Origin of the sequence: Streptomyces sp. NBC_00289 (assembly GCF_041435115.1) — a bacterium.
GTDB lineage: Bacteria > Actinomycetota > Actinomycetes > Streptomycetales > Streptomycetaceae > Streptomyces.
Genome location: NZ_CP108046.1, coordinates 8,747,814 through 8,770,110, shown reverse-complemented (window position 1 = coordinate 8,770,110; position 22,297 = coordinate 8,747,814). Strand labels below are relative to the sequence as shown.

The 22,297-nt window shown below is 73.3% G+C and carries 21 protein-coding genes; 12 read left to right on the top strand and 9 right to left on the bottom strand.

The features are described 5' to 3' along the window. Positions 1-14: 14 nt before the first annotated feature. Complete coding sequence (locus OG985_RS39690) at positions 15-800, bottom strand: glutamate racemase (protein WP_371673218.1); 786 nt, start codon at positions 798-800, stop codon at positions 15-17. 39 nt (positions 801-839) lie between these two features. Between OG985_RS39690 and OG985_RS39685 the strand changes: the two genes are divergently transcribed. Further along, positions 840-2,036: a glycosyltransferase gene (locus tag OG985_RS39685; protein ID WP_371674624.1), complete on the top strand. Its 1,197-nt coding sequence runs from the start codon at positions 840-842 to the stop codon at positions 2,034-2,036. 4 nt (positions 2,037-2,040) lie between these two features. On the opposite strand, the gene OG985_RS39680 is transcribed toward OG985_RS39685, so the two are convergent. Then, positions 2,041-3,336 carry a TerD family protein gene (locus OG985_RS39680; protein ID WP_371673217.1) on the bottom strand — a complete coding sequence of 432 codons (1,296 nt, stop codon included), beginning with the start codon at positions 3,334-3,336 and terminating at the stop codon, positions 2,041-2,043. A gap of 312 nt (positions 3,337-3,648) precedes the next feature. On the opposite strand from OG985_RS39680, the gene OG985_RS39675 reads away from it, so the two are divergent. The 4 genes from OG985_RS39675 to OG985_RS39660 all read left to right on the top strand — a co-directional run bounded on the left by OG985_RS39675 (position 3,649) and on the right by OG985_RS39660 (position 8,311). After that, the gene (locus OG985_RS39675; RefSeq protein WP_371673216.1) at positions 3,649-4,080 is read left to right on the top strand and encodes a DUF6643 family protein; all 432 of its coding nucleotides are present in this window, start codon (positions 3,649-3,651) and stop codon (positions 4,078-4,080) included. A gap of 42 nt (positions 4,081-4,122) precedes the next feature. Then, positions 4,123-4,950 (top strand): MOSC domain-containing protein, encoded by an 828-nt coding sequence (locus OG985_RS39670; RefSeq protein ID WP_371673215.1) that lies wholly within the window; start codon positions 4,123-4,125, stop codon positions 4,948-4,950. A 209-nt stretch (positions 4,951-5,159) separates the two neighbouring features. Further along, complete coding sequence (locus tag OG985_RS39665; protein ID WP_371673214.1) at positions 5,160-5,765, top strand: hypothetical protein; 606 nt, start codon at positions 5,160-5,162, stop codon at positions 5,763-5,765. 107 nt (positions 5,766-5,872) lie between these two features. Beyond that, a complete protein-coding gene (locus tag OG985_RS39660; RefSeq protein ID WP_371673213.1) occupies positions 5,873-8,311 on the top strand; it encodes a right-handed parallel beta-helix repeat-containing protein in 2,439 nt (812 codons plus the stop codon). Here OG985_RS39660 and OG985_RS39655 read toward each other — a convergent pair. Beyond that, positions 8,281-10,665, bottom strand: a complete 2,385-nt coding sequence (locus OG985_RS39655; RefSeq protein WP_371673212.1) for a hypothetical protein — start codon at positions 10,663-10,665, stop codon at positions 8,281-8,283. The genes OG985_RS39660 and OG985_RS39655 overlap by 31 nt on opposite strands. A gap of 288 nt (positions 10,666-10,953) precedes the next feature. On the opposite strand from OG985_RS39655, the gene OG985_RS39650 reads away from it, so the two are divergent. Both OG985_RS39650 and OG985_RS39645 read left to right on the top strand, forming a co-directional pair. After that, positions 10,954-11,787, top strand: a complete 834-nt coding sequence (locus tag OG985_RS39650; protein WP_371673211.1) for a DeoR/GlpR family DNA-binding transcription regulator — start codon at positions 10,954-10,956, stop codon at positions 11,785-11,787. Positions 11,788-11,900: 113 nt separating this feature from the next. Next, positions 11,901-12,374, top strand: a complete 474-nt coding sequence (locus OG985_RS39645) for an SRPBCC family protein (RefSeq protein WP_371673210.1) — start codon at positions 11,901-11,903, stop codon at positions 12,372-12,374. A gap of 1 nt (position 12,375) precedes the next feature. On the opposite strand, the gene OG985_RS39640 is transcribed toward OG985_RS39645, so the two are convergent. After that, the gene (locus tag OG985_RS39640) at positions 12,376-13,500 is read right to left on the bottom strand and encodes a PLP-dependent cysteine synthase family protein (RefSeq protein ID WP_371673209.1); all 1,125 of its coding nucleotides are present in this window, start codon (positions 13,498-13,500) and stop codon (positions 12,376-12,378) included. Positions 13,501-13,862: 362 nt separating this feature from the next. On the opposite strand from OG985_RS39640, the gene OG985_RS39635 reads away from it, so the two are divergent. Together OG985_RS39635 and OG985_RS39630 are read left to right on the top strand one after the other, a co-directional pair. Next, positions 13,863-14,186, top strand: a complete 324-nt coding sequence (locus tag OG985_RS39635) for a hypothetical protein (RefSeq protein WP_371673208.1) — start codon at positions 13,863-13,865, stop codon at positions 14,184-14,186. 184 nt (positions 14,187-14,370) lie between these two features. Continuing rightward, positions 14,371-14,922 carry an ATP-binding protein gene (locus OG985_RS39630; RefSeq protein ID WP_371673207.1) on the top strand — a complete coding sequence of 184 codons (552 nt, stop codon included), beginning with the start codon at positions 14,371-14,373 and terminating at the stop codon, positions 14,920-14,922. 71 nt (positions 14,923-14,993) lie between these two features. Here OG985_RS39630 and OG985_RS39625 read toward each other — a convergent pair whose 3' ends face one another. Genes OG985_RS39625 through OG985_RS39615 form a run of 3 tightly spaced genes read right to left on the bottom strand, consistent with a single transcriptional unit; the run spans position 14,994 to position 18,606 of the window. Beyond that, positions 14,994-17,555, bottom strand: coding sequence for an ABC transporter permease (locus OG985_RS39625; RefSeq protein ID WP_371673206.1), 2,562 nt, complete (start codon positions 17,553-17,555; stop codon positions 14,994-14,996). Then, positions 17,552-18,316, bottom strand: a complete 765-nt coding sequence (locus OG985_RS39620) for an ABC transporter ATP-binding protein (protein ID WP_371673205.1) — start codon at positions 18,314-18,316, stop codon at positions 17,552-17,554. Before OG985_RS39620 ends, OG985_RS39625 begins: the two co-directional genes overlap by 4 nt. Beyond that, positions 18,313-18,606, bottom strand: coding sequence for an SHOCT domain-containing protein (locus tag OG985_RS39615; RefSeq protein WP_371673204.1), 294 nt, complete (start codon positions 18,604-18,606; stop codon positions 18,313-18,315). The genes OG985_RS39620 and OG985_RS39615 overlap by 4 nt, the downstream gene beginning before the upstream one ends. Before the next feature lie 161 nt (positions 18,607-18,767). Here OG985_RS39615 and OG985_RS39610 point away from each other — a divergent pair, with 161 nt between their 5' ends. The 3 genes from OG985_RS39610 to OG985_RS39600 are packed head-to-tail and all read left to right on the top strand — an operon-like array spanning position 18,768 to position 20,867. Then, entirely contained in the window at positions 18,768-19,355 is a 588-nt protein-coding gene (locus OG985_RS39610; RefSeq protein ID WP_371673203.1) for a TetR/AcrR family transcriptional regulator, read from the top strand. Between the two features lie 10 nt (positions 19,356-19,365). Beyond that, the gene (locus tag OG985_RS39605) at positions 19,366-19,950 is read left to right on the top strand and encodes a DUF4865 family protein (protein WP_371673202.1); all 585 of its coding nucleotides are present in this window, start codon (positions 19,366-19,368) and stop codon (positions 19,948-19,950) included. Further along, a complete protein-coding gene (locus OG985_RS39600; protein WP_371673201.1) occupies positions 19,947-20,867 on the top strand; it encodes a phosphotriesterase in 921 nt (306 codons plus the stop codon). Before OG985_RS39605 ends, OG985_RS39600 begins: the two co-directional genes overlap by 4 nt. Before the next feature lie 140 nt (positions 20,868-21,007). Here OG985_RS39600 and OG985_RS39595 read toward each other — a convergent pair whose 3' ends face one another. Both OG985_RS39595 and OG985_RS39590 read right to left on the bottom strand, forming a co-directional pair. Further along, positions 21,008-21,463 (bottom strand): RpiB/LacA/LacB family sugar-phosphate isomerase, encoded by a 456-nt coding sequence (locus OG985_RS39595; RefSeq protein ID WP_371673200.1) that lies wholly within the window; start codon positions 21,461-21,463, stop codon positions 21,008-21,010. Positions 21,464-21,586: 123 nt separating this feature from the next. Next, a complete protein-coding gene (locus OG985_RS39590) occupies positions 21,587-22,291 on the bottom strand; it encodes an NUDIX hydrolase (RefSeq protein WP_371674623.1) in 705 nt (234 codons plus the stop codon). Between the last annotated feature and the right edge of the window lie 6 nt (positions 22,292-22,297).

The following is a 22,297-nucleotide window of genomic DNA, read 5'->3' as shown; positions in this document are numbered from 1 at the left end:
TAGGTGCCCCCCAGTCACCGGGCCGGGCTGACCGCCTGGAGAAGCCGACCCTCTTCGTAGGCCAGAGCGGGGGCGGGCAGCACACCCTCGCGTCCGCTCAGCAGCACCGTCAGACCGCCGTCGGCCGCGGCTCGGGGCGCGGCCGACTGGCCGAGCCGACGCAGCGCCTGGGCGGCCACCGCGCCCGCGGAGCCGTGCAGGACGAGCGGCGGGAAGCTGGGGCGCTGCACGGCGGCGCGGATGCGTTCGGCGACCAGTTCGTAGTGGGTACAGCCCAGGACGACGGTCGTCACGTCCCCGGGGGTCAGCGCGGCGGCCGCGGCGACGGCGGCGGTGATCGCCGCCTCGTCCGCGTGCTCCACGGCCTCGGCGAGCCCGTGGCAGGGCACTTCGGTGACCGGCACGCCGTCGGCGAACTCGTCGATGAGGTTGCGCTGGTACGGGCTGCCCGTGGTGGCGGGCGTCGCCCAGATCGCGAAGGGGCCGCCCCCGGCCGCGGCCGGCTTGATCGCCGGAACGGTGCCGATGACGGGCAGACCGGGTTCGAGGCGCTCGCGCAGGGCGGTCAGGGCGTGCACGGTGGCGGTGTTGCAGCCGATGATCAGGGCGTCGGGCCCGTGCGCGGCGGCCGCCTCCGCGACGGCGAGGGCGCGCCGCGTCAGGTCCTGTGGAGTGCGCGGTCCCCAGGGCATCCCGTCGGGGTCCAGGGAGAGCACCAGATCGGCGTCGGGTCGCAGGCGCCGTACGGCGGCGGTGGCCGCCAGCAGACCGATTCCGGAGTCCATGAGCGCGATCTTCACCCGGCCACCATAGACGATGAGCCCTTGCGGGCCGGGCCCGTGGGGCAGACTGCGCGCGTGAGCGCCATCGTGTGGATCGCCGCCGGATCACTCGCCGCCTGGTTGTGGCTGCTGCTCTGCCAGGGCTTCTTCTGGCGGACGGACGTCAGGCTGCCGCCGCGGCGGGCTCCCGAGCGTTGGCCGTCGGTCTGTGTGGTCGTCCCGGCGCGCGACGAGGCGGCGGTGCTGCCCGCCAGTCTGCCCTCGCTCCTGGCCCAGGACTATCCGGGGCGGGCGGAGGTCTTCCTCGTGGACGACGGCAGCGGCGACGGCACCGGGGAGCTGGCACGGGAGCTGGCGCGGCGCACCGGCGGGCTGCCCCTGACCGTGGCCACGCCCGGCGAACCGCCCGCGGGCTGGACAGGCAAGCTCTGGGCGGTACGGCACGGCATGGGTCTCGCCCGCGCGCGTGACCCCGAGTACCTGCTCCTGACGGACGCCGACATCGCGCACGCGCCGGACAGTCTGCGGGAGCTGGTGGCGGCGGCCCGCACCGGAGGCTTCGACGTCGTCTCGCAGATGGCCCGGTTGCGGGTGGAGAGCGGGTGGGAGCGGCTGGTCGTGCCGGCGTTCGTCTACTTCTTCGCCCAGCTGTATCCCTTCCGCCGGATCGGCGGGCAGGGGACCCGGACGGCGGCCGCGGCGGGCGGCTGTGTACTGCTGAGCGCGGAGGCGGCCGAGCGCGCGCGGATCCCGGACGCCATCCGGCACGCCGTGATCGACGACGTGGCGCTCGCGCGGGCCGTGAAGGCCAGCGGCGGCCGCGTCTGGCTGGGGCTGGCCGAGCGGGTGGACAGCGTGCGTCCCTATCCGCGGCTGCACGACCTGTGGCGGATGGTGTCGCGCAGCGCGTACGCGCAGCTGCGGCACAACCCCTTGCTGTTGGCCGGAACGGTCGCCGGGCTGACGCTGGTGTACCTGGTGCCGCCGCTGGCGGTGGTGGGCGGTGCGTCGGCGGGGGATGCGAGGGCGGCCGTCGTCGGGGCTCTGGCGTGGCTGGTGATGACGGCGACCTATGTCCCGATGCTCCGTTACTACCGTCAGCCGCTGTGGCTCGCGCCCCTGCTGCCGTTCACCGCGTTCCTCTACCTCCTCATGACGGTCGACAGCGCGGTGCAGCACTACAGGGGACGCGGGGCGGCCTGGAAGGGCCGCACCTACGCGCGCCCGGACGCCGTCGTCGGCGACGAGACCTGAGCGCTCACTTCCGGCCGGGAGTCCAGTTCATGCCCCAGCCGTAGATGTGGTCGACGGTCCGCTGCGGGCTCACCCCGCGCTCGGGCACCAGGTAGCGGGCCTCGCGCTGCACGACCAGGTCGCTGCCGGTGTTGGTGATCAGGGCGAGCGCGCAGACGGTCGAGGGGACCGTGCACTCGTCGAGGGAGAAGTCGACCTGGGCTCCGTACTCCGGCTGGAGGGTGACCGTGGCGTGCAGGTCGGCGAAGGAGCGGGCGCCCTCGTAGATGGTCACGAAGACCAGGATGCGCCGGAAGTCCCGGGCGTGGTCGAGGTTGACGGTGAGGTTCTCGCCGCTCGCCACCGCCCCGGTGCGGTCGTCGCCGTCGAGATGGATGTACGGGGGCTGCCGCAGGGACCCGAAGGCGTTGCCGAGTGACTGCACGACTCCCTTGCGGCCGTCGGCGAGTTCGTACAGGGCGCACAGGTCGAGGTCGAGGTCCGCGTGCATGGCGACCGCCCGGCCCCGTTTGCTGCCCCACCCCGAGAACTGCTTGCGCACCTCCCAGTTGAGGTTCACGCGCATGGCGCCCGACGTGCCGCCCTGCTTGGTCAGCGAGACGGAGGGTGCGGCCTTGGTGAGCGTCACCTTGGTCAGCCGTACCGGCGCCGTGGGGGGCGCCGGCGGCGGGGGCGGAGGTGCCACGGGCGGGGAGACGGTCACCGGGGGTGCCACCGGCGGCGGCACGGTTCCCGGGGGTGCCGCCGGCGCCTGCGCCGAAGCCGCGGCGGCGGTGTGCTGCGGTTCGTCCACGGTGATCCCGAAGTCCCTGGCCAGCCCCTCCAGGCCGCTGTCGTAGCCCTGGCCCACGGCACGGAACTTCCAGGCGCCCTGACGGCGGTAGAACTCGCCGAGCACGAAGGCCGTCTCGACCGTGGCGCCCGTGCTGTCGAAGCGGGCGGCCACCGTTCCCCGCGCGGCGTCCCGGACCTCGACGTACAGCTCCGGGATCTGCGCGAACGTACCGCCGTCCGCGGAGGCGGCGAGGACCACCGTCTCGATCGCGGGCTCCACGTGCGCGAGGTCGACGAGCAGGGTGTCGGTGACGTGGCCGCCCTCGACCCGCTTGCCCTCGTGCCGGACCGCGCCGGAGGAGTGCACCGGCTGGTTGTAGAAGACGAAGTCGCCGTCGGAGCGGACCTTGCCCCCGACCAGGACCAGCGCCGAAGCGTCCGCGTCGGGCACGCCCGGTGCGGAGCGCCAGCCCATTTCCACTCTCAGTGCCGTCGTCGGCACCGGAGCGTTGGATCCTTTCGGCATTGACATGTCCGCCCCCATCACAGGTCACCAGGGCCGGGCCCGGTCCCGGCTGTCCTTCGGTTTAGTCTCCACCGCCAAACCTATTCCCAGGGGCGGCGAACTCCCATGAGGGGCACAAAGACATCGGGGAGAGAGCGGTGGTCAACCGCCGGTAACCGGTCGGGAACCAGGCATTTACATGATCCGAACGCAGATCAGCGCCCCTTTTTGCCAAGTTCGCTCGCATTGCGGATCCCACGTCACGGCCCACACGGAAAACAACCCTCTTATCGGTCTCCCCAACCAGCACATCGTGGGCTTAACTTATGTGCCATGACCTCCCCCCGCTCCACTTATGGCGGCGGCTACTACTCCGCCTCCTTCCCGGACACCCCGATCTACGACTCGCTCGTGGCCGAGCGGGGCACCCCGCAGATCGCTCCGATCCGGGTCCCCGCCGCGTACGACACGGGTGGTTACCTGCCCGCGCTGCCGTCGGCGCTGCCCGCCCTCCCGGCGGCTCCTTCCCAGCCCTCCTACGGCTACCAGCAGATGCAGCAGGTCGCCCCGCTGCAGCAGGCTCCCGCCGCGTACATCCCGCAGCAGGCCGCCGCACCGCGCGGATACCCCGGCCCGCAGCAGCAACAGCCGCGCCAGGCGGGTCCCGGCACCGGGTACGAGGCGATGCGCCCCGCGGCCCCCCGGCCCGCTCCGGCTCCCTACCAGGATCCGTACGGCAACCAGCAGCAGTACCGCGGCTACTGATTCCCCCTCCGGACCGTCGGTGCCGCCTGGCACGATGGAGCCATGGGGAACGAGCAGCTGCAGTCGATTCATCTGCATCCGGTCAAGGCGTTCCGGAGCCTGGCGCTCCGGGAGGCCGTCGTGGAGCCCTGGGGGCTGGCCGGAGACCGACGCTGGGCACTGATCGACGACGGGGGAAAGGTCGTCACACAACGCCAGCGGGCGCACCTGGCACTGGCCGCCGCCGAGCTTCTGCCCGACGGCGGCCTTCGGCTGTCCGCGCCCGGCATGGAGCCGCTCGCCGTGCCCGTTCCGGGAGCGGTCACCACCGTGCCGGTGGACATCTTCGGCGAGAAGGTCGAGGGGGTGCCCGCGGAGTCCCCCGCCGTGCACGCCTGGTGCAGCGAGTACGTCGGCGCCGAGGTACGCCTCGTGCACATGGACGACCCCGGCACGCGCCGGCCCGTCGACCCCGAGCACGCGCTGCCGGGGGAAACCGTCTCCTTCGCCGACGGCTACCCCCTGCTGCTCACCACGGCCTCCTCCCTCGACGCGCTCAACTCGCTGATCGCGCGGGGTGATCACGCCGACGAGGGCCCGTTGCCCATGAACCGGTTCCGGCCGAACGTGGTCGTGTCGGGCACCGCGGCCTGGGCCGAGGACGACTGGTCGCGCGTCGCGGTCGGCGAGGTCACCTTCCGTGTCGCCAAGATGTGCGGCCGGTGCGTCGTCACGACGACCGACCAGACGACCGCCCAGCGCGGCAGGGAGCCCCTGCGCACCCTGGGGCGGCACCGCAGGTTCGGTCAGATGCTGGTCTTCGGACAGAACCTGATCCCCGAGTCCCCCGGCACCATCCGGGTCGGCGATCCGGTCACCGTCCTCGGCTGAGGCGGATCCCGCGGAGGACCCCGGGCTCGGCCGGGGAAGATCCTCGATGGTCCGGGTTCCGGGAACCCCTTTCGGGGGCCTGCTCGTTGAGCCTCCGTGCGGGGTTCACCAGGGTCCCGGTCAGGTGATTTCGCTCTCTCTTCGACCGGGCTCGCGCGTGAACGGCTCCGCGAGGGGTTATCACGGAGCGGGAAGGGGGGTGCGGTCCGGTGCGGGCAATCAGTGGACTCTGGCGCTGGCGGCACAATCCGCTGCGCCGTGGCACCGATCTGGCCGAGGCCTGGGTCGCTCTGCTGGCCCTGCTGCTGATCCTGGTCGTCGCACCCGTGCTGGGCTCCCTCGTCGGCACCGTGGCCCAGGACGTCCTGCAGCGGTCCGTGCGGGAGCAGGCCCACTCCCGCCACCTGGTCACGGCCACCGTGGTCCGCAAGCTCGACCGCTCCCCGCTGGAGGCGGACCCGGAGACCTCCTCGGGGCGGGATGTGCGCAGCCGCGTCTTCGCCGACTGGACCGCACCGGACGGCACCAGGCGGCACGGAGCGGCCATGGCCGAGCTCAAGTCCCCGCACCGCGGCGACCACTTCACGATATGGACCGACCCGCACGGCCGGATGGTGGCCCGCCCGCTGGACTCGGCGACGGCGACGACCCACGCCGTCCTCGCCGGACTCGGCACGGCCCTGCTGGTCGTGGGCCTGGTCGAGGGCTGCAGACGGCTGATCGTCTGGCGTATGGTCCGCCGCCGGTACGCCCGTTGGGACCAGGCCTGGGACCGGGCGGGCCCGGACTGGGGCAGGACCGGCACCGGCTGCTGACGGCCTTCCCGCTCTGGTCAACCCACCGCCCGCGCGCACGCTACGGTGGACCGGCCGAACTCTTCGGCATCAACCCGCGTACCACGAGGTGGGGGCACGGCAACGCCATGGCACAGGGCACGGTCCAGGTGACGCACACCGGCACATCGCGGTGGCGCCGCCGCACAGGCGAGTACGCATCGCTCGCCGCCGCCCTGGAGGCCGCGGCCGACGGCGACGTCCTCACCGTCGCGCCCGGCACCTACCGGGAGAACCTCGTCGTCGAGCGTGCGGTGACGCTGCGCGGCCCCGAGGGCTCCCCCGGTTCCGTGCGCATCGCTCCGGTGGACGGGGTGCCGCTGACCGTGTGTGCCTCCGCGGTGGTGCAGGACTTGTATGTGGAGGGCCAGGACTCGGCCGCTCCCGCGCTCCTCGTGGAGGAGGGCACGCCGGAGTTGCTGGACCTGCGGATCGTCACGCGGTCGGCGGCCGGCATCGAGGTGCGGGCGGGCGCCCGGCCGACCGTGCGGCGGTGCACGGTCGACAACCCGGCCGGCATCGGCATCGCCGTACTCGACGGCGGCGGCGGGGTGTTCGAGGAGTGCGAGGTGGTCTCGGCCGGCCAGTCGGGCGTCGCGGTCCGCGGCGGCGCGCATCCCCGCCTGGAACGCTGCCGGATCCACCACACCTCGGGCGCGGGTCTGACGGCGACCGGCGAGAACTCGGCGCTGGAAGCGGTGGGTTGCGAGATCTACGAGGTCAGGGGCAGCGGCGTCCAGATCACCGGACGGGCCACCGCCCACCTCACCGACTGCGACGTGCACCGCACCACGGCCGACGGCGTCACGCTCGACACCGACGCGGCGCTCACGCTGGCCGACTGCCGCATCCACGACATCCCGGAGAACGCGGTCGACCTGCGCTCCCGGTCGGTGCTCACCCTGACCAGGACGACGGTGCGTCAGTTCGGGCGCAACGGGCTGTCGGTCTGGGATCCCGGCACGCGCGTGGACGCCAACCAGTGCGAGATCTTCGACAGCACCGGTGACTATCCCGCGGTCTGGGTCAGCGACGGCGCCACCGCGGTCCTCGAGTCCTGCCGGGTGCACGACGTGCCGGACGCCCTGTTCGTCCTGGACCGCGGCTCCCGCGTCGACGTCGTCGACAGTGACCTGTCCCAGGTGCGCAACACGGCGGTGTCGGTGAGCGACGGCGCCACGGTCCAGCTCGACGACTGCCGCATCCGGGACGCCGCCACGGGCGCCTGGTTCCGCGACCACGGCAGCGGCGGCACGCTCAGCAACTGCACCGTCGACGGCACCCAGACCGGCGTGATCGTCACCAAGGGCGCCGACCCGACGATCGAGCGGTGCACCGTCGACGCCCCCGCCGAAGCGGGCTTCTACGTCTCGGCCGGCGGCCGCGGCAGTTTCCTGAACTGCCGGGTGACCGGTAGCGGCGGATACGGCTTCCATGTGCTCGACGGCTGCCGTACGACGCTGAGGAAGTGCCGTACCGAGCGCTGCGCGCGCGGCGGGTACGAGTTCGCGGACGCCGGCCCGGGCGGGTCGTCCGGCGTGGGTCCCGTCGTCGAGGACTGCACGAGCGACGAGAGCGGCGCGGCGCGGCCCCCGGCGGCGCCGCAGACCGCCGTACAGACGACTGCCCCGACGCCCGGTCTGCTGGGCGCGATCCCCGGTCAGCGCACCACCGAGCAGGAGCCACTCACGGAAGCCGCGGATCCGGAGCGGGCGGCGCGGACCTCGAAGGACGTCCTCGGTGAACTGGACGCGCTGGTGGGGCTGGACAGCGTCAAGCGCGAGGTGCGGGCGCTGACGGACATGATCGAGGTGGGCCGGCGTCGGCAGCAGGCCGGGCTCAAGGCGGCCTCGGTCAAGCGCCACCTGGTCTTCACCGGCTCCCCCGGCACCGGGAAGACGACCGTGGCCCGTCTCTACGGCGAGATCCTCGCCTCGCTCGGCGTCCTGGAGAAGGGGCACCTGGTCGAGGTGTCCCGCGTCGACCTGGTCGGCGAGCACATCGGCTCCACGGCGATCCGCACGCAGGAGGCCTTCGACCGGGCGCGCGGCGGGGTGCTGTTCATCGACGAGGCGTACGCGCTGTCACCGGAGGACTCCGGCCGTGACTTCGGCAAGGAGGCCATCGACACGCTCGTGAAGCTGATGGAGGACCACCGGGACGCGGTCGTGGTGATCGTCGCGGGCTACACGGCCGAGATGGAACGCTTCCTTTCGATCAACCCCGGCGTGGCCTCCCGCTTCTCACGGACGATCACCTTCCGTGACTACGGCCCCGAGGAGCTGCTGCGGATCGTGGAGCAGCAGGCCGAGGAGCACGAGTACCGGTTGGCGCCCGGCGCCACCGAGGGGCTCCTGAAGTACTTCACGACGCTCCCCAAGGGCCCCGCCTTCGGCAACGGCCGCACCGCCCGCCAGACCTTCGAGGCGATGGTCGAGCGGCACGCGAGCCGGGTCGCGCAGTTCGAGGACCCGAGCACGGACGACCTGACGCTCCTCTACGCCGAGGACCTGCCCGACGCCCCCTGAGCCCCGTCGCCCGGATCACCACCGGGAAGCACCTGGTGGCGGGGCCCCGGCAGACCCGGGCCGAGCCGGGCGAGAAGGCGCTCCCGCTCCTCGGCGAACGCCGGGTCGGCCTGGTAGTCGGAGTGGCCGAGGACCGGTGCGGGCAGCGGATGCAGCGCGGTACGGCCGTAGGCGAGGGGGTCCTGGAGGGCCTCGCGGTCCACCTCGGGTCCGCAGTCGCCGGACAGGCGGACGGGGCCGCCGATCGGGTCGGTGCGACGGTACAGGTTGCGCCAGCAGTCGACCTCGTGGTGCAGGGAGCTGAGGGCGGCCGGGCCGAAGTGGGCCGGGAACCAGCGGCCGTAGAGGCGTTCGAGCGGGGAGCCGTAGGTCAGCAGCGCGACCCGTCTGCGGACCGACGGCTTCAGTTGCCAGGCCGCGGCGGCGGCGAGGACGCTTCCCTGCGAGTGGCCGGAGATGACGAGCCGCCCGCCGGTGGTGCGCGTCCAGGTGTCCATCCGCCAGGTCAGGTCCGGCACGGCGCGCTCGGCGTAGCAGGGCGGTGCGAAGGGGTGGGCGGCGCGCGGCCAGAACGTGCCGACGTCCCAGAGGATGCCGATGGTGCGCCGCGCGGCGGCGTCCTTGTAGGCGCGGCGGCCCCAGGTGACGAACAGGACGAAGCCGACTCCGATCAGCCAGGAGCCCAGTGCCTGCGCGGTCTCGGCGGCGCCGTGGACGAAGGGGTGGGCGGGCCGGGCGGCCTGCGCGGGCGCCCTGCCGGTCGACAGCGCGCCCACCAGCGCTCCGGCGCCCAGAAGCAGCGTGGCGGTGGAGGTGACGGCGACGATGAGCGGCCCCCGGTCGGTGAGGGTGGCCATCGCGCGGGTCCTGGCGATGCGGCGGGTGCGCTGCGGGTCCTTGAGCTCGCCGGGGTAGTCGCGTTCCACCGCCGGTAGTTCCGCGCGGCGCAGCAGCCAGGTCCGCCGGGCCAGCCAGCCGCAGAGCACCAGCAGGACGACGAGCAGGGGCGGGATCACCGACGCCTGCCAGGTCAGCAGGACCGGGGGGCCGTCGATGGAGGTCCCGGTGCCGTCCAGCCAGTCGGACACGCGCTGCGACACGCCGCCGGACATCACACCGCCCAGGGCGCAGGCCAGCATGGCGACGGCGGGGCCGCCCAGGCCGCGCATCGCCGCGCGGGAGTCGGGACGTGTGCGGTGGAGCAGGCGGGCCACCACGGCGAGGGTGATGACGAGCAGGCCCTGCACCAGGGCGAGGCCTCCGAAGGTGGCGTCTCCCGGCAGCCGGCCCGTCGATTCCCAGCCCGGGCGCTCCCAGCCGGCGTACACCAGGGCGCAGGCGAGCAGGGCGACCGCGGCGAGCGGGAGCCGTCGTACGAGGTGCTGGTCGAGTTCCTGGTCGAGGCGGTTCTCGCTGCGGCCGCGGCGGCAGACCACCCAGACCACGGCGACCGCGCCGGCCACGAGCGCCGCCTCCAGCAGCCGGCCCAGCGTGTCGAGCGGCTCGGGGCCGCCGGGCCGCCGGTCGAAGCGGGCCGCCGCGGAGCCGACGGCGGCGGCGATCGTGAGCAGGCCGGCGGCGGTGTGGGCGGCACGCAGCCGGGCCACCAGACGGCGTCCGTACCAGAAGCCGGGCCGGCCCAGGGCGGTGCGGCCGGGCCCCTCGTCGGGTTCGGGCCGGCGTGACAGCGGCCGCTGGGACTCGTACGCGCTCCAGGTGCGGTGGGAGAGGTACCACAGCAGACCGGTGAGCGCGGCGGGCACCAGGGCGGCGAGGGCGAGGCGGCGGCCGGGGCGGCTCCACCAGCCGCCGTCCGAGAAGCTCGGTGACAGGAAGCCCAGCCAGGAGTGCCGCCCGGCGCACGCGCGGGTGCCCGCGCACTGCCAGGCGGTCAGGTCGAGGGCGACCTCGCAGACCGCGGCGACGAGCAGCACGGTCAGGGTCAGCCCGGCGAGTCGCACGAGCAGGCCGTACAGGCGGACCGTCCGCGTGCGACCGTGCGCGGTGGGGCGCATCCAGTGGGCGAGGTTGACCACCATGAACGGCAGCAGCAGCAGCCACAGGGCGCGGGTGCCGTTGCCGGAGGTGAGGTTGCACCAGACGTACGCCTCGGGCACCGGGCCCCGGTGCCGGTCGTCCGGGTCGGACTCGGCGTCGGTGTCACCGGCGCGCCGGAAGACGGCCGCCGTGTCGTCGCCGGTGATCCGCACGGTGCGCGGATCACCGAGCATCTTCTCCGGCGTGGTGCCGCCCACGCCGTGGACCAGCAGCTCCAGGGCGGTCGCGGATTCCTGGGGTCGCGGACCGCGGTCGTCCGGTCCGCCGGTCGGCACCTGTTCCCGTGCACGTTCCACTGTTCGCACTTCCCCCGTGACGCTCCGTCGCATCTGTCCGTGCGGGCACAAGGATCTCCACTCGGGCGACGGCGCACACCTCCCGTCACGGAATCTCCCCGATCCGTGCGACTCGCGCGCCGGGGATGACGCGTGGGTGACGTGCGCGCGTCCCGCAGTCGGTGGGGTCACCGGTACCCTCCCGTGCAAGGATGGGACGCCCACGCACCGGGAGCGGGGAGAATGTCCTTGTCGGAGGGGGTGCGCAGAGCGTGTCGGACGGCTTGAGGCGAAAGGACCGGAGCGTACGTGAGTGAGAATCAGAACCTCCTCGCGGAGCAGCGGCGCGCCCTGATTCTGGACGAGGTCCGGCGCCGTGGCGGCGTCCGGGTCAACGAGCTGACCCGCAAGCTCGGCGTGTCGGACATGACGGTGCGGCGTGATCTGGACGCGCTCGCCCGTCAGGGCGTCCTGGAGAAGGTGCACGGCGGCGCCGTCCCGGTGGTCGAGGCGAGCACGCACGAGCCGGGCTTCGAGGCGAAGTCGGGGCTGGAGCTGACCGCCAAGGAGGACATCGCCCAGGCGGCGTCCGAACTGGTCGCGCCGGGAAGCGCGATCGCACTGTCGGGCGGTACGACGACCTTCGCGCTGGCCCACCACCTGCTCGACGTGCCGGACCTCACCGTCGTCACGAATTCGGTGCGGGTGGCCGACGTCTTCCACGCGGCGCAGCGCACCACCGGCCCCCGGCAGGGCGCGGCCACGGTGGTGCTGACCGGCGGGGTGCGTACGCCGTCGGACTCGCTGGTGGGCCCGGTGGCCGACCAGGCGATCGCGGCGCTCCACTTCGACGTGCTGTTCCTCGGTGTGCACGGGATATCGGTCGAGGCCGGCCTGTCGACGCCGAACCTCGCGGAGGCGGAGACCAACCGGCGTCTGGTGCAGTCGGCGCGGCGGGTCGTGGTGATCGCGGACCACACCAAGTGGGGGACGGTGGGCCTGAGTTCGTTCGCGGCCCTGGAGCAGGTCGACACTCTGGTGACGGACGCCGGGCTGCCGGCCGGGGCGCGCGCGGAGGTCTCCGAGCATCTGCGGCGGCTGGTGGTGGCGGGCGAGACCGACGAGGAGCAGACAGCTGACTGACCGTCAGCTAGGGTGACGGGCGTCGGCGGGGTGCCGCCCGCGTCCGCCCCGCCCGGCCGGCGCCGGTCAACGGCTCGTCTCCGGCCGGGCCGCATCCCAGGGGGGTTTCGTCCATGGCTCGTCGGCTGCGACCAGTGGGAATCGAGTTCCTCGAGCACGCTCCCGTACGCCTCGTCTTCGCCCGGGAGGTCTCCGCCTCCCCCGAGGCGGTCTTCCACGCGCTCGCCGAGGACGTGCCCGGCTGGGCCGAGTGGTTCTCGGCGGTGACCCTCGCCCGGCCGATCGACGGCGGCGGTCGGAGGGAGATCCGGCTCAGGGGCGGTACCCGCTTCGAGGAGACGGTCCTTTCGGCGAGGAAGGCGGAGGTGTACGCCTACCGCGTGGACGCCACCAACGCGCCCGGCGTACGCGCCCTGGTCGAGGAGTGGCGGCTGACCCCGGCGGGCAGCGGGACGCTGGTGCGGTGGACCTTCGCCGCCGACGGGCCGGCGCCGTTGCGGCTGATCCTGCGGCTCGCACGCGGGGGCCTCGGGCGGACGTTCCGGGGCGCGGTGACCGCGCTGGACCGGCGGCTGGCGGGCCGGTAGGTCAGGCGGGCCAGACTCCCGTCCTCAGCAGCGACTCGATCGCGGCGGTGTACGGCTCGATGTCGAGGCCCTGTTCGGCCAGCCACGCGTCGGAGTAGTACTTGTCGAGGTACCGGTCCCCCGGGTCGCACAGCAGGGTCACCACGCTCCCGGTGCGCCCCTGGGCCACCATCTCGGCGACGATCTTCAGCGCGCTCCACAGTCCGGTGCCCGTGGAGCCGCCCGCCCTGCGGCCGATGGCCTGCTCCAGGGCCCGTACGGCGGCGACGCTGGCCGCGTCCGGGACCTTCATCATGCGGTCGACGGCACCGGGTACGAAGCTGGGCTCCATCCGGGGCCGGCCGATGCCCTCGATGCGTGAGCCGCAGTCGCACGTGACGTCCGGATCGCCGGTGGTCCATCCCTCGAAGAAGCACGAGTTCTCCGGATCGGCGACACAGATGCGGGTGTCGTGCTGCATGTAGTGCACGTAACGGGCGATGGTCGCCGAGGTGCCGCCGGTGCCGGCCGTGGCGACGATCCACGCGGGTTCCGGGAATCGCTCCAACTCCATCTGCCTGAAGACGGATTCGGCGATGTTGTTGTTGCCGCGCCAGTCCGTGGCACGTTCGGCGTAGGTGAACTGGTCCATGTAGTGGCCGCCGGTGTCGGCCGCGAGTGCGGCGGAGGCCTCGTACATCGTGCGGGGGTCGTCCACGAAGTGGCACCGCCCGCCGTGGAACTCGATGAGGCGACACTTCTCGGCGCTCGTCGTGCGCGGCATGACGGCGATGAAGGGCACCCCGATCAGCTTCGCGAAGTACGCCTCGGAGACGGCGGTGGAGCCGCTGGACGCCTCGATCACCGGGCGGCCCGGCCGGATCCAGCCATTGCACAGGCCGTAGAGGAAGAGGGAACGGGCGAGCCGGTGTTTGAGACTGCCGGTCGGGTGGGTCGACTCGTCCTTCAGGTACAGGTCGATGCCCCACTCGTCCGGCAGGGGGAATCGGAGCAGATGGGTGTCGGCCGAGCGGTTGGCGTCCGCCTGGACCCTGCGGACGGCCTCTTTCAGCCAGCCCCGGTAGGCACTGTCACTGCGGTCGACATCGAGGGTGGCGCCGGTCCGGGTCTGCTGGGTGGTGCTCACGGCGGGGCTCCTTAGGCTTCGCGCCGACGGCGCGTCGCGCGGCCGACACACCGATCATAGGCACCTCCCGCACGCTTCTCACCTGCATAAACACTCCTTTGGGCAGCCCAAAGACCAGCCTGGGGCCACGACCCGCGCCCATGGGGGCGCATTCGCGCGAGTGCTCCGGGCGCCCGCCCTCGAAGGGCCGTGCGCACTGGTGCTCCACCTCCTCGGCGGGCAGACTGCGCGGCGGGACGAAGGGTCCCGTACGGGGGCGCACACTGGAGCAGGAAGCCGGATCACGCGACCGGACGCTCGGCGAGCCGTGTCCCGGCACGTGGGAGCCGGTCGGAGCGACGCGCACAAGGGGGCGGAACGGCATGGCGGAGCCGGAGTTCACGGCCACGGGCGTGCGGATCGGGAAGCGGCTGCGGTCGCTCACCCGGGCCGGACAGGTCCGGATCAGCGACGGCAGGCTGGAGTTGCTCACCAGTTACGGCAGTGAGATCGACAGTGCGCCGGTGCAGGCGGTGCGCGCCTCCAGGCCGTGGTTCGCCACCGAGGACCGGGCGCAGGCCGACCTCAACGGGAACCGGTACCTGCTGACCCTCGGCGACCACGACCCGGCCCCGGGCGAGCCGGGCCCGCCCGCGGCACGCCGGTTCATCGAGGCCGTGCGCAGGGCGGCCGGGCGGGGCGGTTGATCCTCCGCGAGTTGCGGGGCATCGCCCCCTGAGTCACGCTGTTCTCACGTCACTCTGGGTTTACCGGCGATAACGCTGCGAACCAGCCCGCCGGCCACGACAGCAGGCGGCCGTGTCACGAAAGCGTCCTGCTGGATCCGAACTCCGTGTTCTTCCGGGCCTCTTCAGTCGGGGAGTCGCAGCCGTGATCAGTCATCCGAGCAGGCACTGCGCGGTGGAGCTCCAAGCCCTGCCGTCGCGGATCGGCCAGGTCCGCAGAATCGTATCGGCGCAGTTGCGCTACTGGCATCTGGATCCGTTGATAGACCGAGCCGCGCTCGGTGTGACCGAGTTGTTGACCAACGTCCACCGCCATGCCCAGCCCGACAAGACGTGCACCGTGGAGATCGAGGTGCAGCTCGACCGGCTGATGGTGTCCGTGCACGATCACGACCCGCGTCTGCCGGTCGTGGAGGAGGTGGGAGACGCGGCGGACACCGACGCGCTCGCCACCTGCGGACGCGGGCTGGCGATGGTCGCTGCGGTCAGCGAGAGCTGGGGTGTGCGGCCGGACGGCGAGTCCGGGAAGGTCGTCTGGTTCACGCTGCCGACGCCCTCGGCCGTACGGCCCACGGCGGCGCGCCCGCCGCGACGCGTCACCCCGGACAAGCCGGTGCGCGTCTTCGCGGAGGTCGAGCACGACCTCGACCTGCGCAGGCCCGAACACGCTCCCGCCCGGTCGGCCGTCGTCGGCTGACCGGGCGGTGACCGGCGTTCGCGGCGCCCGCTCTCCTCGCGGACGCCGCACGCTCGCCGAGGGCCCGTACGTCACTCGGTGGCGATGGCCCGCAGCACGTCCAGACGGGCCGCGCGCCGGGCCGGGCGCAGACCCGCGAGAGCCCCAGCCGTGATCCCCACCAACGCCACGACCGCCAGCCGCAGCGGCGGCACCGCGAAGGCGAAAGCGGTGTCGCCGGCCCCTTCGGAGGCCTTGACCAGCACCCAGCCGAGGAAGGCACCGAGGGTGAGCCCGCCGACCGTGCCGAAGGCCGCGACCAGGACCGACTCCCAGCGGACCATGGCCCGCAGCTGCGACCGGGTCTGGCCGACGGCCCGGAGCAGGCCGAGTTCCCGGGTGCGTTCGTGGATCGCCAGTGTCAGCGTGTTGGCGATACCGAGCAGGGCGATCAGCACCGCGAGGGCCAGCAGCGCGTAGACGAGGGTCAGCATCATGTCGATCCCGCCCGCCGACGACCGGGCGTACTCCTCGCGGGTCTGTACCTCCGGATCGCCGTAGCGCTCCGCGACGCCGCGGACCACGGCCGTGCCCCGGTCGGTGCCCACACCGTCCTTGAAGGACACCGCGAGGAGGGTGTCGGAGTCCTGGGTGCGGTGCGGCGCCCAGGCGGCGCGGGTGATGACGTAGTCGCCGGCGAGTTCGGACCGGCCGTAGACCGCGCGAACGGTGAAGGTCACCTTGCTGCCGTCGGTGAAGGTCAGCCGGGTCCTGTCTCCCGTGGTCAGCCCCTGGTCCTCGGCCTCCTTCCGGGTGATGGCGAGACCGTCGGAGCCGAGGGTGCGCAGGGAGCCCTCGACCGTGCCCAGGTCGAAGGTGCGCTCCAGCGCGACCGGGTCGGTCACCGTCAACGCCCTTCCCCTGCCGTCGACTTCGGCGACACCACGGCCGAGGCCGACGGCCGTGTCCACTTCCGGCAGATCCTGGACGGCTCGGGCGAGGCGGGGGCTCAGTCCGCTGCCGCCCGCCCCGAAGGACGGCGTGCTCACCACGACGTCGCCCGCGAAGGACCGCGACACGGTCTGGTCCATGGTCGCCTTGAGCGAGGCACCGAACACCGTGAACAGCGAGACCACGGCCACGCCGATCATCAGGGCGCCGGCCGTCGCGGCCGTCCGCTTCGGGCTGCGCAGGGCGTTGCGCCGCGCCAGCCCGCCACTGACGCCGCGCAGCCTGTCCAGAGGGCCGCCGAGAACCCGTACGGCCGTCGAGGAGGCGACCGGGCCGAGGACCACGAACGAGGCCAGGGCCAGCACCGCGCCGGATCCCGCCAGCCACAGGGACGGTGACACCAGGACGCCGGTCAGTGTCACGGCGACCGCGAGAGCGGCCAGACCGGTGCCGGTGACCGCGCGCAGGCGTGAGGCGCCCGACTGGTCGACGGCCGTCTCCCGCAGCGCGGCCAGCGGCGCGGTACGGCCTGCGCGTACGGCGGGCAGCAGCGCGGAGCCGAGACAGACCACGACACCGACCGCGAGCGGCAGCAGCAGGGACAGTGAGCCGATCACCAGGTCGCCCTCGGGAAAGGGGAATCCGATGGCCGGGAACAGCGCCTGGAGGCCCGCGGCGACGCCGATGCCGCCCGCCAGCCCCGCGGCCGACGCGGTGACCGCCACGATGCCCGCTTCGACGAGGGAGGACGCGGCGACCTGCGCGCGGGACGCGCCGAGGGCGCGCAACAGCGCGTTCTCGCGCGTGCGTTGGGCCATGACGATCGCGAAGGTGTTGTGGATGGAGAAGGTGGCGACCAGCAGGGCGATACCGGAGAACACCAGGAGGAAGGTGGTGAAGAGGGTGAGGAACTGGCTGGAGATCATGTCGGTGTTCTCGGCGGCCGACTCCTGTCCGGTGATGGCCTCGATCCCCTTGGGCAGCACGGGGGTCAGCCGGTCGACGAGTTCGCGCTGGCTCACGCCGGGCCCGGCCCGCACCCGGATGCTCGCCGCCTGCCCCGGCCTGGCCGTCAGGTACTGCTCGGCGTCGGCCCGGGTCATCCCGGTGAAGGTCACCTGCGCCATGCCGTCCTCGCCGCCGAAGGTCGCGAGGCCGACGATCGTCACCCGGACCGGGTCGGGCGTGCGCAGAGTCGTCGTGTCGCCGATGCTCAGGCCGCCCTTCTTCGCCGCACCGCGGTTGACGACGACCTCGCCGGACCCGCGCGGGGCGCGGCCCTCGGCGAGCCGGTAGGCGTTGAGCCGGGGGTCGGTGATCCAGTTGCCGGCGAGGGTGGGCGGCCCCTGGCCGCCGACGGGCTCGCCGTTCGCGCCGACGAGCTGGCCCGCGCCCTCGATGTCGGGAGCGGCCGCCGCCACTCCCGGAACCTTCTCGACGGCGCCGACCAGGTCCGTGCCGACCGGCTGCCGTACGCCCTGGCTCTCGCCGGGCGTGGTGATGGCGTCGGCGCTGCGGACCACGGCGTCCGTGCCCTTCGCCGCGTCGCCGAACATCGCGTCGAAGCCGGCGCGCAGGGTGTCGCCCATCACGAGGGTCCCGGCCAGGAAGGCGACACCGAGGAACACGGCGAGGAACGTGCCGGCGAAGCGCCGCTTGTGGGAGCGCAGGGAGGTCACGCTCAGCCGTACGGAGGTGTTCATGACGGCACCTCGAAGGCTTTCATGCGGTCCAGGACCTTGTCGGCGGTCGGGTCGGCCATCCGGTCGACGAGCCGTCCGTCGGCGAGGAAGACGACCTCGTCGGCATGGGCGGCGGCGACCGGGTCGTGGGTCACCATGACGACCGTGCGGGCCGTCCGGCGGACGGTCCGGCCGAGGAGCCCGAGGACCTCTCCGCCGGACCGGGAGTCGAGGTTGCCGGTCGGCTCGTCGGCGAACACGACGTCCGGCCGGCCGGCGAACGCCCGGGCCACCGCGACGCGTTGCTGCTGACCGCCGGAGAGCTCGGCGGGCCGGTGGTGGAGCCGGTCGCGCAGGCCGACGACGTCGACGAGCGCGTCGATCCACTCGCGGTCACCCGTGCGGCCCGCGAGGTCCAGCGGAAGGGTGATGTTCTCCGCGACGGTCAGCGTCGGCACCAGGTTGTACGCCTGGAACACGAAGCCGACGCGCTCGCGGCGCAGCAGGGTCAGACGCCGGTCGTCCAGTGTGCCGAGGTCGGTGTCGCCGATGCGGGCGACTCCCGAGGTGAGGGTGTCCAGGCCGGCCGCGCAGTGCATCAGGGTGGACTTGCCGGAGCCCGAGGGCCCCATGATCGCGGTGAAGCGGCCGGCCGGAAAGTCGACGCTCACCCCGTCCAGGGCCCTCACGGCGGTGTCACCGGTGCCGTACACCTTCACGCCGTCGACGACCAGGGCGGCCGTCGGTGCGGCGGCCGGCGCGGCGGTCGCGGTGGCGGTCACACCGCACCTCCCTTGCCGGACGTACGACCGAACTGCTCGTCCAGGACGGACAACCGGCGCCAATACTCGTCCTCGTCGATCTCGCCGGAGGCGAAGCGGCGGCCGAGCACGGCCACGGGTGAGTCGCCGGAGGGGCGGCGGTCGTCCACGGCACGCCACGGTCCGCGCCGGCCGCGCGAGCCGGTGCGGCGCAGGACGGTCACGACGCCGATCACGACGGCCGCCCAGATCAGCGGGAAGAAGAGGATCCACGGGCCGGGGCCGCCGTCCCAGTTCGCAAGTGTCTGCATCTCGAGTCATCTCCCAGGTGGGTCTTCCGGTGTTGTCTCGAGACTCGCGCCGATCGGGGGTCCGGGTCGTCGTGCGGCCGGCGGCACTGCGCGTACCTCCCGGGGAGTACGGCGACGGCGTACGGCTGCTCCTCACACCCTCGACGTCTGTACCTACTGGTATGTACAGTGGGCGGATGAGCACCCCGGAGCGACTGATCGAGTCCACCCGTGAGCTGCTGTGGGAGCGCGGTTACGTGGGCACCAGCCCCAAGGCCATCCTGGAGCGCGCCGAGGCCGGACAGGGCAGCATGTACCACCACTTCAAGGGCAAGCCGGACCTCGCCCTCGCCGCCATCCGGCGGACCGCCGAGGAACAGCGGGCCACCGCCGAGTCAGTACTCGGCGGGCCGGGCACACCGTACGAGCGCATCGAGGCCTATCTGCGCCGCGAGCGCGACGCCCTGCGCGGCTGCCCGATCGGCCGGCTGACGATGGACCCCGACGTCGTCGCCAGCGCCGAACTGCGCGCGCCGGTCGACGAGACGCTGGACTGGATCCGCGAACGGATCGCCGGAATCGTCGAGGAGGGGCAGGAGCAGGGCCAGTTCGCGCCCTCGCTGGACGGCGAGGAGATCGCGGCGACCGTCGTCGCAGCCGTCCAGGGCGGTTACGTCCTCGCCCGCGCGTCCGGTTCGCCCGCCGCCTTCGACACGGGGGTGCGGGGGCTGCTCTCGCTGCTCGCCCCACGCGTCGACGCATCCGCCTGAGGAGGCGCCCGTGCACGCCATGCAGTACGAACTCACCCTGCCCGCCGACTACGACACCGGCGTCGTCCGCGCCCGTGTGTCCCGCGTCGGGCGGCTGCTCGACGACTGGAAGGGTCTCGGTCTCAAGGCGTATCTGCTGCGCGAGCGCGGGGTGCACGGCTCGCCGGTCAACCAGTACGCGCCGTTCTATCTGTGGGACACCACCGAGGGCATGAACTCCTTTCTCTGGGGCGGCGGCTTCCAGGGGCTGAGCGACGACTTCGGGAGGCCGCCGGTCCGGCAGTGGACGGGGCTGGCGTACGAGGAGGGCGGCGCCGCCGGCTCCCCCGCGCGGGTCGCCGTGCGGCGGCGCCAACAGGTGCCCGAGGGCGTCGAGTTGGCCAGGGCGATGGCTGACGGGGTGGGCGAGACGGGGCGGTTGGCGGTGGCGGACGGCGCGGTACTCGCCGCGGCCGCCGTCGACACCGCTTCATGGGAGTTGGTCCACTTCTCGCTCTGGGCGCACGACACCCCCGAGGCCGAAGGCGACGTGTTCCAGGTGCTGCACCTGTCTTCGCCCGGTCGGGACCGACTGCCGCGGGGACGCCAGTGGTGAGCCGAGTCCGTACGGTGCTCGGAGATGTGCCTCCGGAGCAACTGGGCGTGTGCGACGCGCACGACCACCTGTTCTTCGGCTCTCCCCGGCTGCCCGGTCAGGAGCTGCGCTCCGTGTCCGCGGCACGGGCCGAGCTCGCCGCGTTCCACGCGCTGGGCGGCGGCGCCGTGGTGCAGTGGACGCCGTACGGACTGGGGCGGCGCGCCGCCGACCTGCCCCCACTGGCGCGGGAGACCGGCGTGCACCTGGTGACGGCGACGGGCCTTCACCAGGCGGTCCACTACGACGAGGGGACGCTGCGCGGGCTGCGCGGCAGGCTCGCCGAGGTGTTCGTCCGTGAACTGACCGAGGGCATCGGCGCCTCGGGAGTGCGGGCCGGACTCGTCAAGGTGGCGGGCGGCTTCCACACCCTCGACCCGCACGCCCGGTGGACCACGACCGCGGCGGCCGAGGCCCACCACGCGACGGGAGCGCCCGTCGCCGTCCACCTCGAACTGGGGACCGCCGCCCTGGACGTACTGGACCTGCTGTGCGGCGAGTTGGGTGTGCCACGGCACCGGGTGATCCTCGGGCACCTCAACCGCTCCCCCGACTTCGCGGTGCACCGCCAGGCCGCCGAGACGGGCTGCTACCTGGCTTTCGACGGCCCCTCCCGCGCCCATCACGCCACCGACTGGCGGATGCCGGACGCCGTACGGGCCCTGGCCGACGCGGGCCACGGCGACCGCCTCCTGCTCGGCGGCGACACCACGACCGCGGCGGCCCGCTCGGTCGCCGAGGGGCCCGGGATGCCGTACCTGCTGCGGCGGGTGCGGCCGCGGCTCGCCCTCGCCGTGGGCGAGGACCTCGTACGACGCGTCCTCACGGACAACCCGGGCCGCGCCTTCGCCGTGGACTGGCCCGAACCCGCGCGCTGACCCGGCCCGGATGCGATCCGGAACGCGACCCGACAGGAGAACCGCCGGCACGTCACCCGGTCACGGACCGGCCCCGTGCGCGACCGCCTCCCGCGACGGGCCGCGGGCCCCGGTGCGGGCAGGCAGCCCGTTCCGGTGAGTCACCGAATGGTCCTGGCGGAGTCCTGCCGTCCCACGTGCGCCACGTTCTCCCGGTCCCCGGTGTCCTCGCTCGCCTCGGCGGCGAACCAGGCGTCGAGGATCTCCTTGAGCAGGGGCTCGGACGTCAGGCGCAGGCTGAGGGCCAGGACGTTGGCGTCGTTCCAGCGGCGGGCGCCGTCCGCCGTGTACGCGTCCGTGCACAGGGCCGCGCGTACGCCGGGCACCTTGTTGGCGGCGATCGAGGCGCCCGTGCCGGTCCAGCAGCACACGACCGCCTGGTCCGCCGTCCCGGCGGCGACCTCACCGGCCGCGGCCTGGGAGCACGCGGCCCACCGGGGGTCGTCGCCGGGGTTCAGCGCCCCGTGCGTCGCCACCTCGTGGCCGCGGCCGCGCAGCTCCGCGACGAGGGAACGGGCCACTGGTTCGTCCATGTCCGAGGAAACGGAGATCCGCATGCCCCGAGCCTACTCGGCGCGGCTCAGGCAGACTCCGGCCCGCACCGCCGGGAGCCGCGCGACGGGGCGTCCGGTTCACCCCGGACGCGGATTCCGGCGACCACCGAGAGGGTGTGGGTCCGGTCAGGTGTGGCGGCTGACGACGGCTTCGAGGTAGGCCACGTGGGGGCCCGGGAGGCGAGGCAGCTCGGCCGGGGAGCCGATCAGGGCGAACTCGTCGAACTCCGGGTCACGCCCCCTCGCCGTCTCCGCGGCCACGAGGGCCGCGAACCGCTCGCGCAGCAGTGACTCCGGCCTGCCCGGCGCGAGGTAGTGGACCCCGACCTGCCCGCTCGCGGAGTGGGTGACCAGGCAACGGGTGAGCTCCTCGGGCGGTCCGTCGACGCCCGTCTCCTCGGCCAGCTCCAGGGCGGCGTGCCGGCGCAGCGCGGCCTCGTCGAGGGGGGCGCGACCGCGGGGCGGTTCGACCGAACCGCCGGGGAACTGCCAGCGGCCGGGAGCGGAGGTGGACGGGGACATCCGCCCCACCAGGACGCGTCCGTCGTCCGTGGGCTGTACGACGCTCACGAAGAGGGACCGCAGCGAGGTGGCGCCCGGTACCCGGCGCAGGGCGAAGTACCGGTAGGTGGTGCGGGACCAGGAGACGACCAGACCGCGTGGCCCGTCCCGGTCCAGGCCCGCGCAGACCGCCACCGGTCCGTCGAAGAGGCTCGGGTTGGCGCCGACCGCGTCGTCCCACGCGCGGTTCATGGCCGCCCGCTCCGCCGCCTCCAGCGACGGTGCCGCCACCTCGACCAGACGCAGCCGGTCGGGCTCCAGCAGGTCCATGCCGTC

What these genes read in the sequence shown, in the direction of transcription:
- OG985_RS39590 (WP_371674623.1), bottom strand. Translation starts at nt 22,291, where the DNA reads ATGGACCTGCTGGAGCCCGACCGGCTGCGTCTGGTCGAGGTGGCGGCA.
- OG985_RS39670 (WP_371673215.1), top strand. Translation starts at nt 4,123, where the DNA reads ATGGGGAACGAGCAGCTGCAGTCGATTCATCTGCATCCGGTCAAGGCG.
- OG985_RS39675 (WP_371673216.1), top strand. Translation starts at nt 3,649, where the DNA reads ATGACCTCCCCCCGCTCCACTTATGGCGGCGGCTACTACTCCGCCTCC.
- OG985_RS39615 (WP_371673204.1), bottom strand. Translation starts at nt 18,606, where the DNA reads ATGCAGACACTTGCGAACTGGGACGGCGGCCCCGGCCCGTGGATCCTC.
- OG985_RS39635 (WP_371673208.1), top strand. Translation starts at nt 13,863, where the DNA reads ATGGCGGAGCCGGAGTTCACGGCCACGGGCGTGCGGATCGGGAAGCGG.
- OG985_RS39595 (WP_371673200.1), bottom strand. Translation starts at nt 21,463, where the DNA reads ATGCGGATCTCCGTTTCCTCGGACATGGACGAACCAGTGGCCCGTTCC.
- OG985_RS39625 (WP_371673206.1), bottom strand. Translation starts at nt 17,555, where the DNA reads ATGAACACCTCCGTACGGCTGAGCGTGACCTCCCTGCGCTCCCACAAG.
- OG985_RS39610 (WP_371673203.1), top strand. Translation starts at nt 18,768, where the DNA reads ATGTACAGTGGGCGGATGAGCACCCCGGAGCGACTGATCGAGTCCACC.
- OG985_RS39680 (WP_371673217.1), bottom strand. Translation starts at nt 3,336, where the DNA reads ATGCCGAAAGGATCCAACGCTCCGGTGCCGACGACGGCACTGAGAGTG.
- OG985_RS39645 (WP_371673210.1), top strand. Translation starts at nt 11,901, where the DNA reads ATGGCTCGTCGGCTGCGACCAGTGGGAATCGAGTTCCTCGAGCACGCT.
- OG985_RS39660 (WP_371673213.1), top strand. Translation starts at nt 5,873, where the DNA reads ATGGCACAGGGCACGGTCCAGGTGACGCACACCGGCACATCGCGGTGG.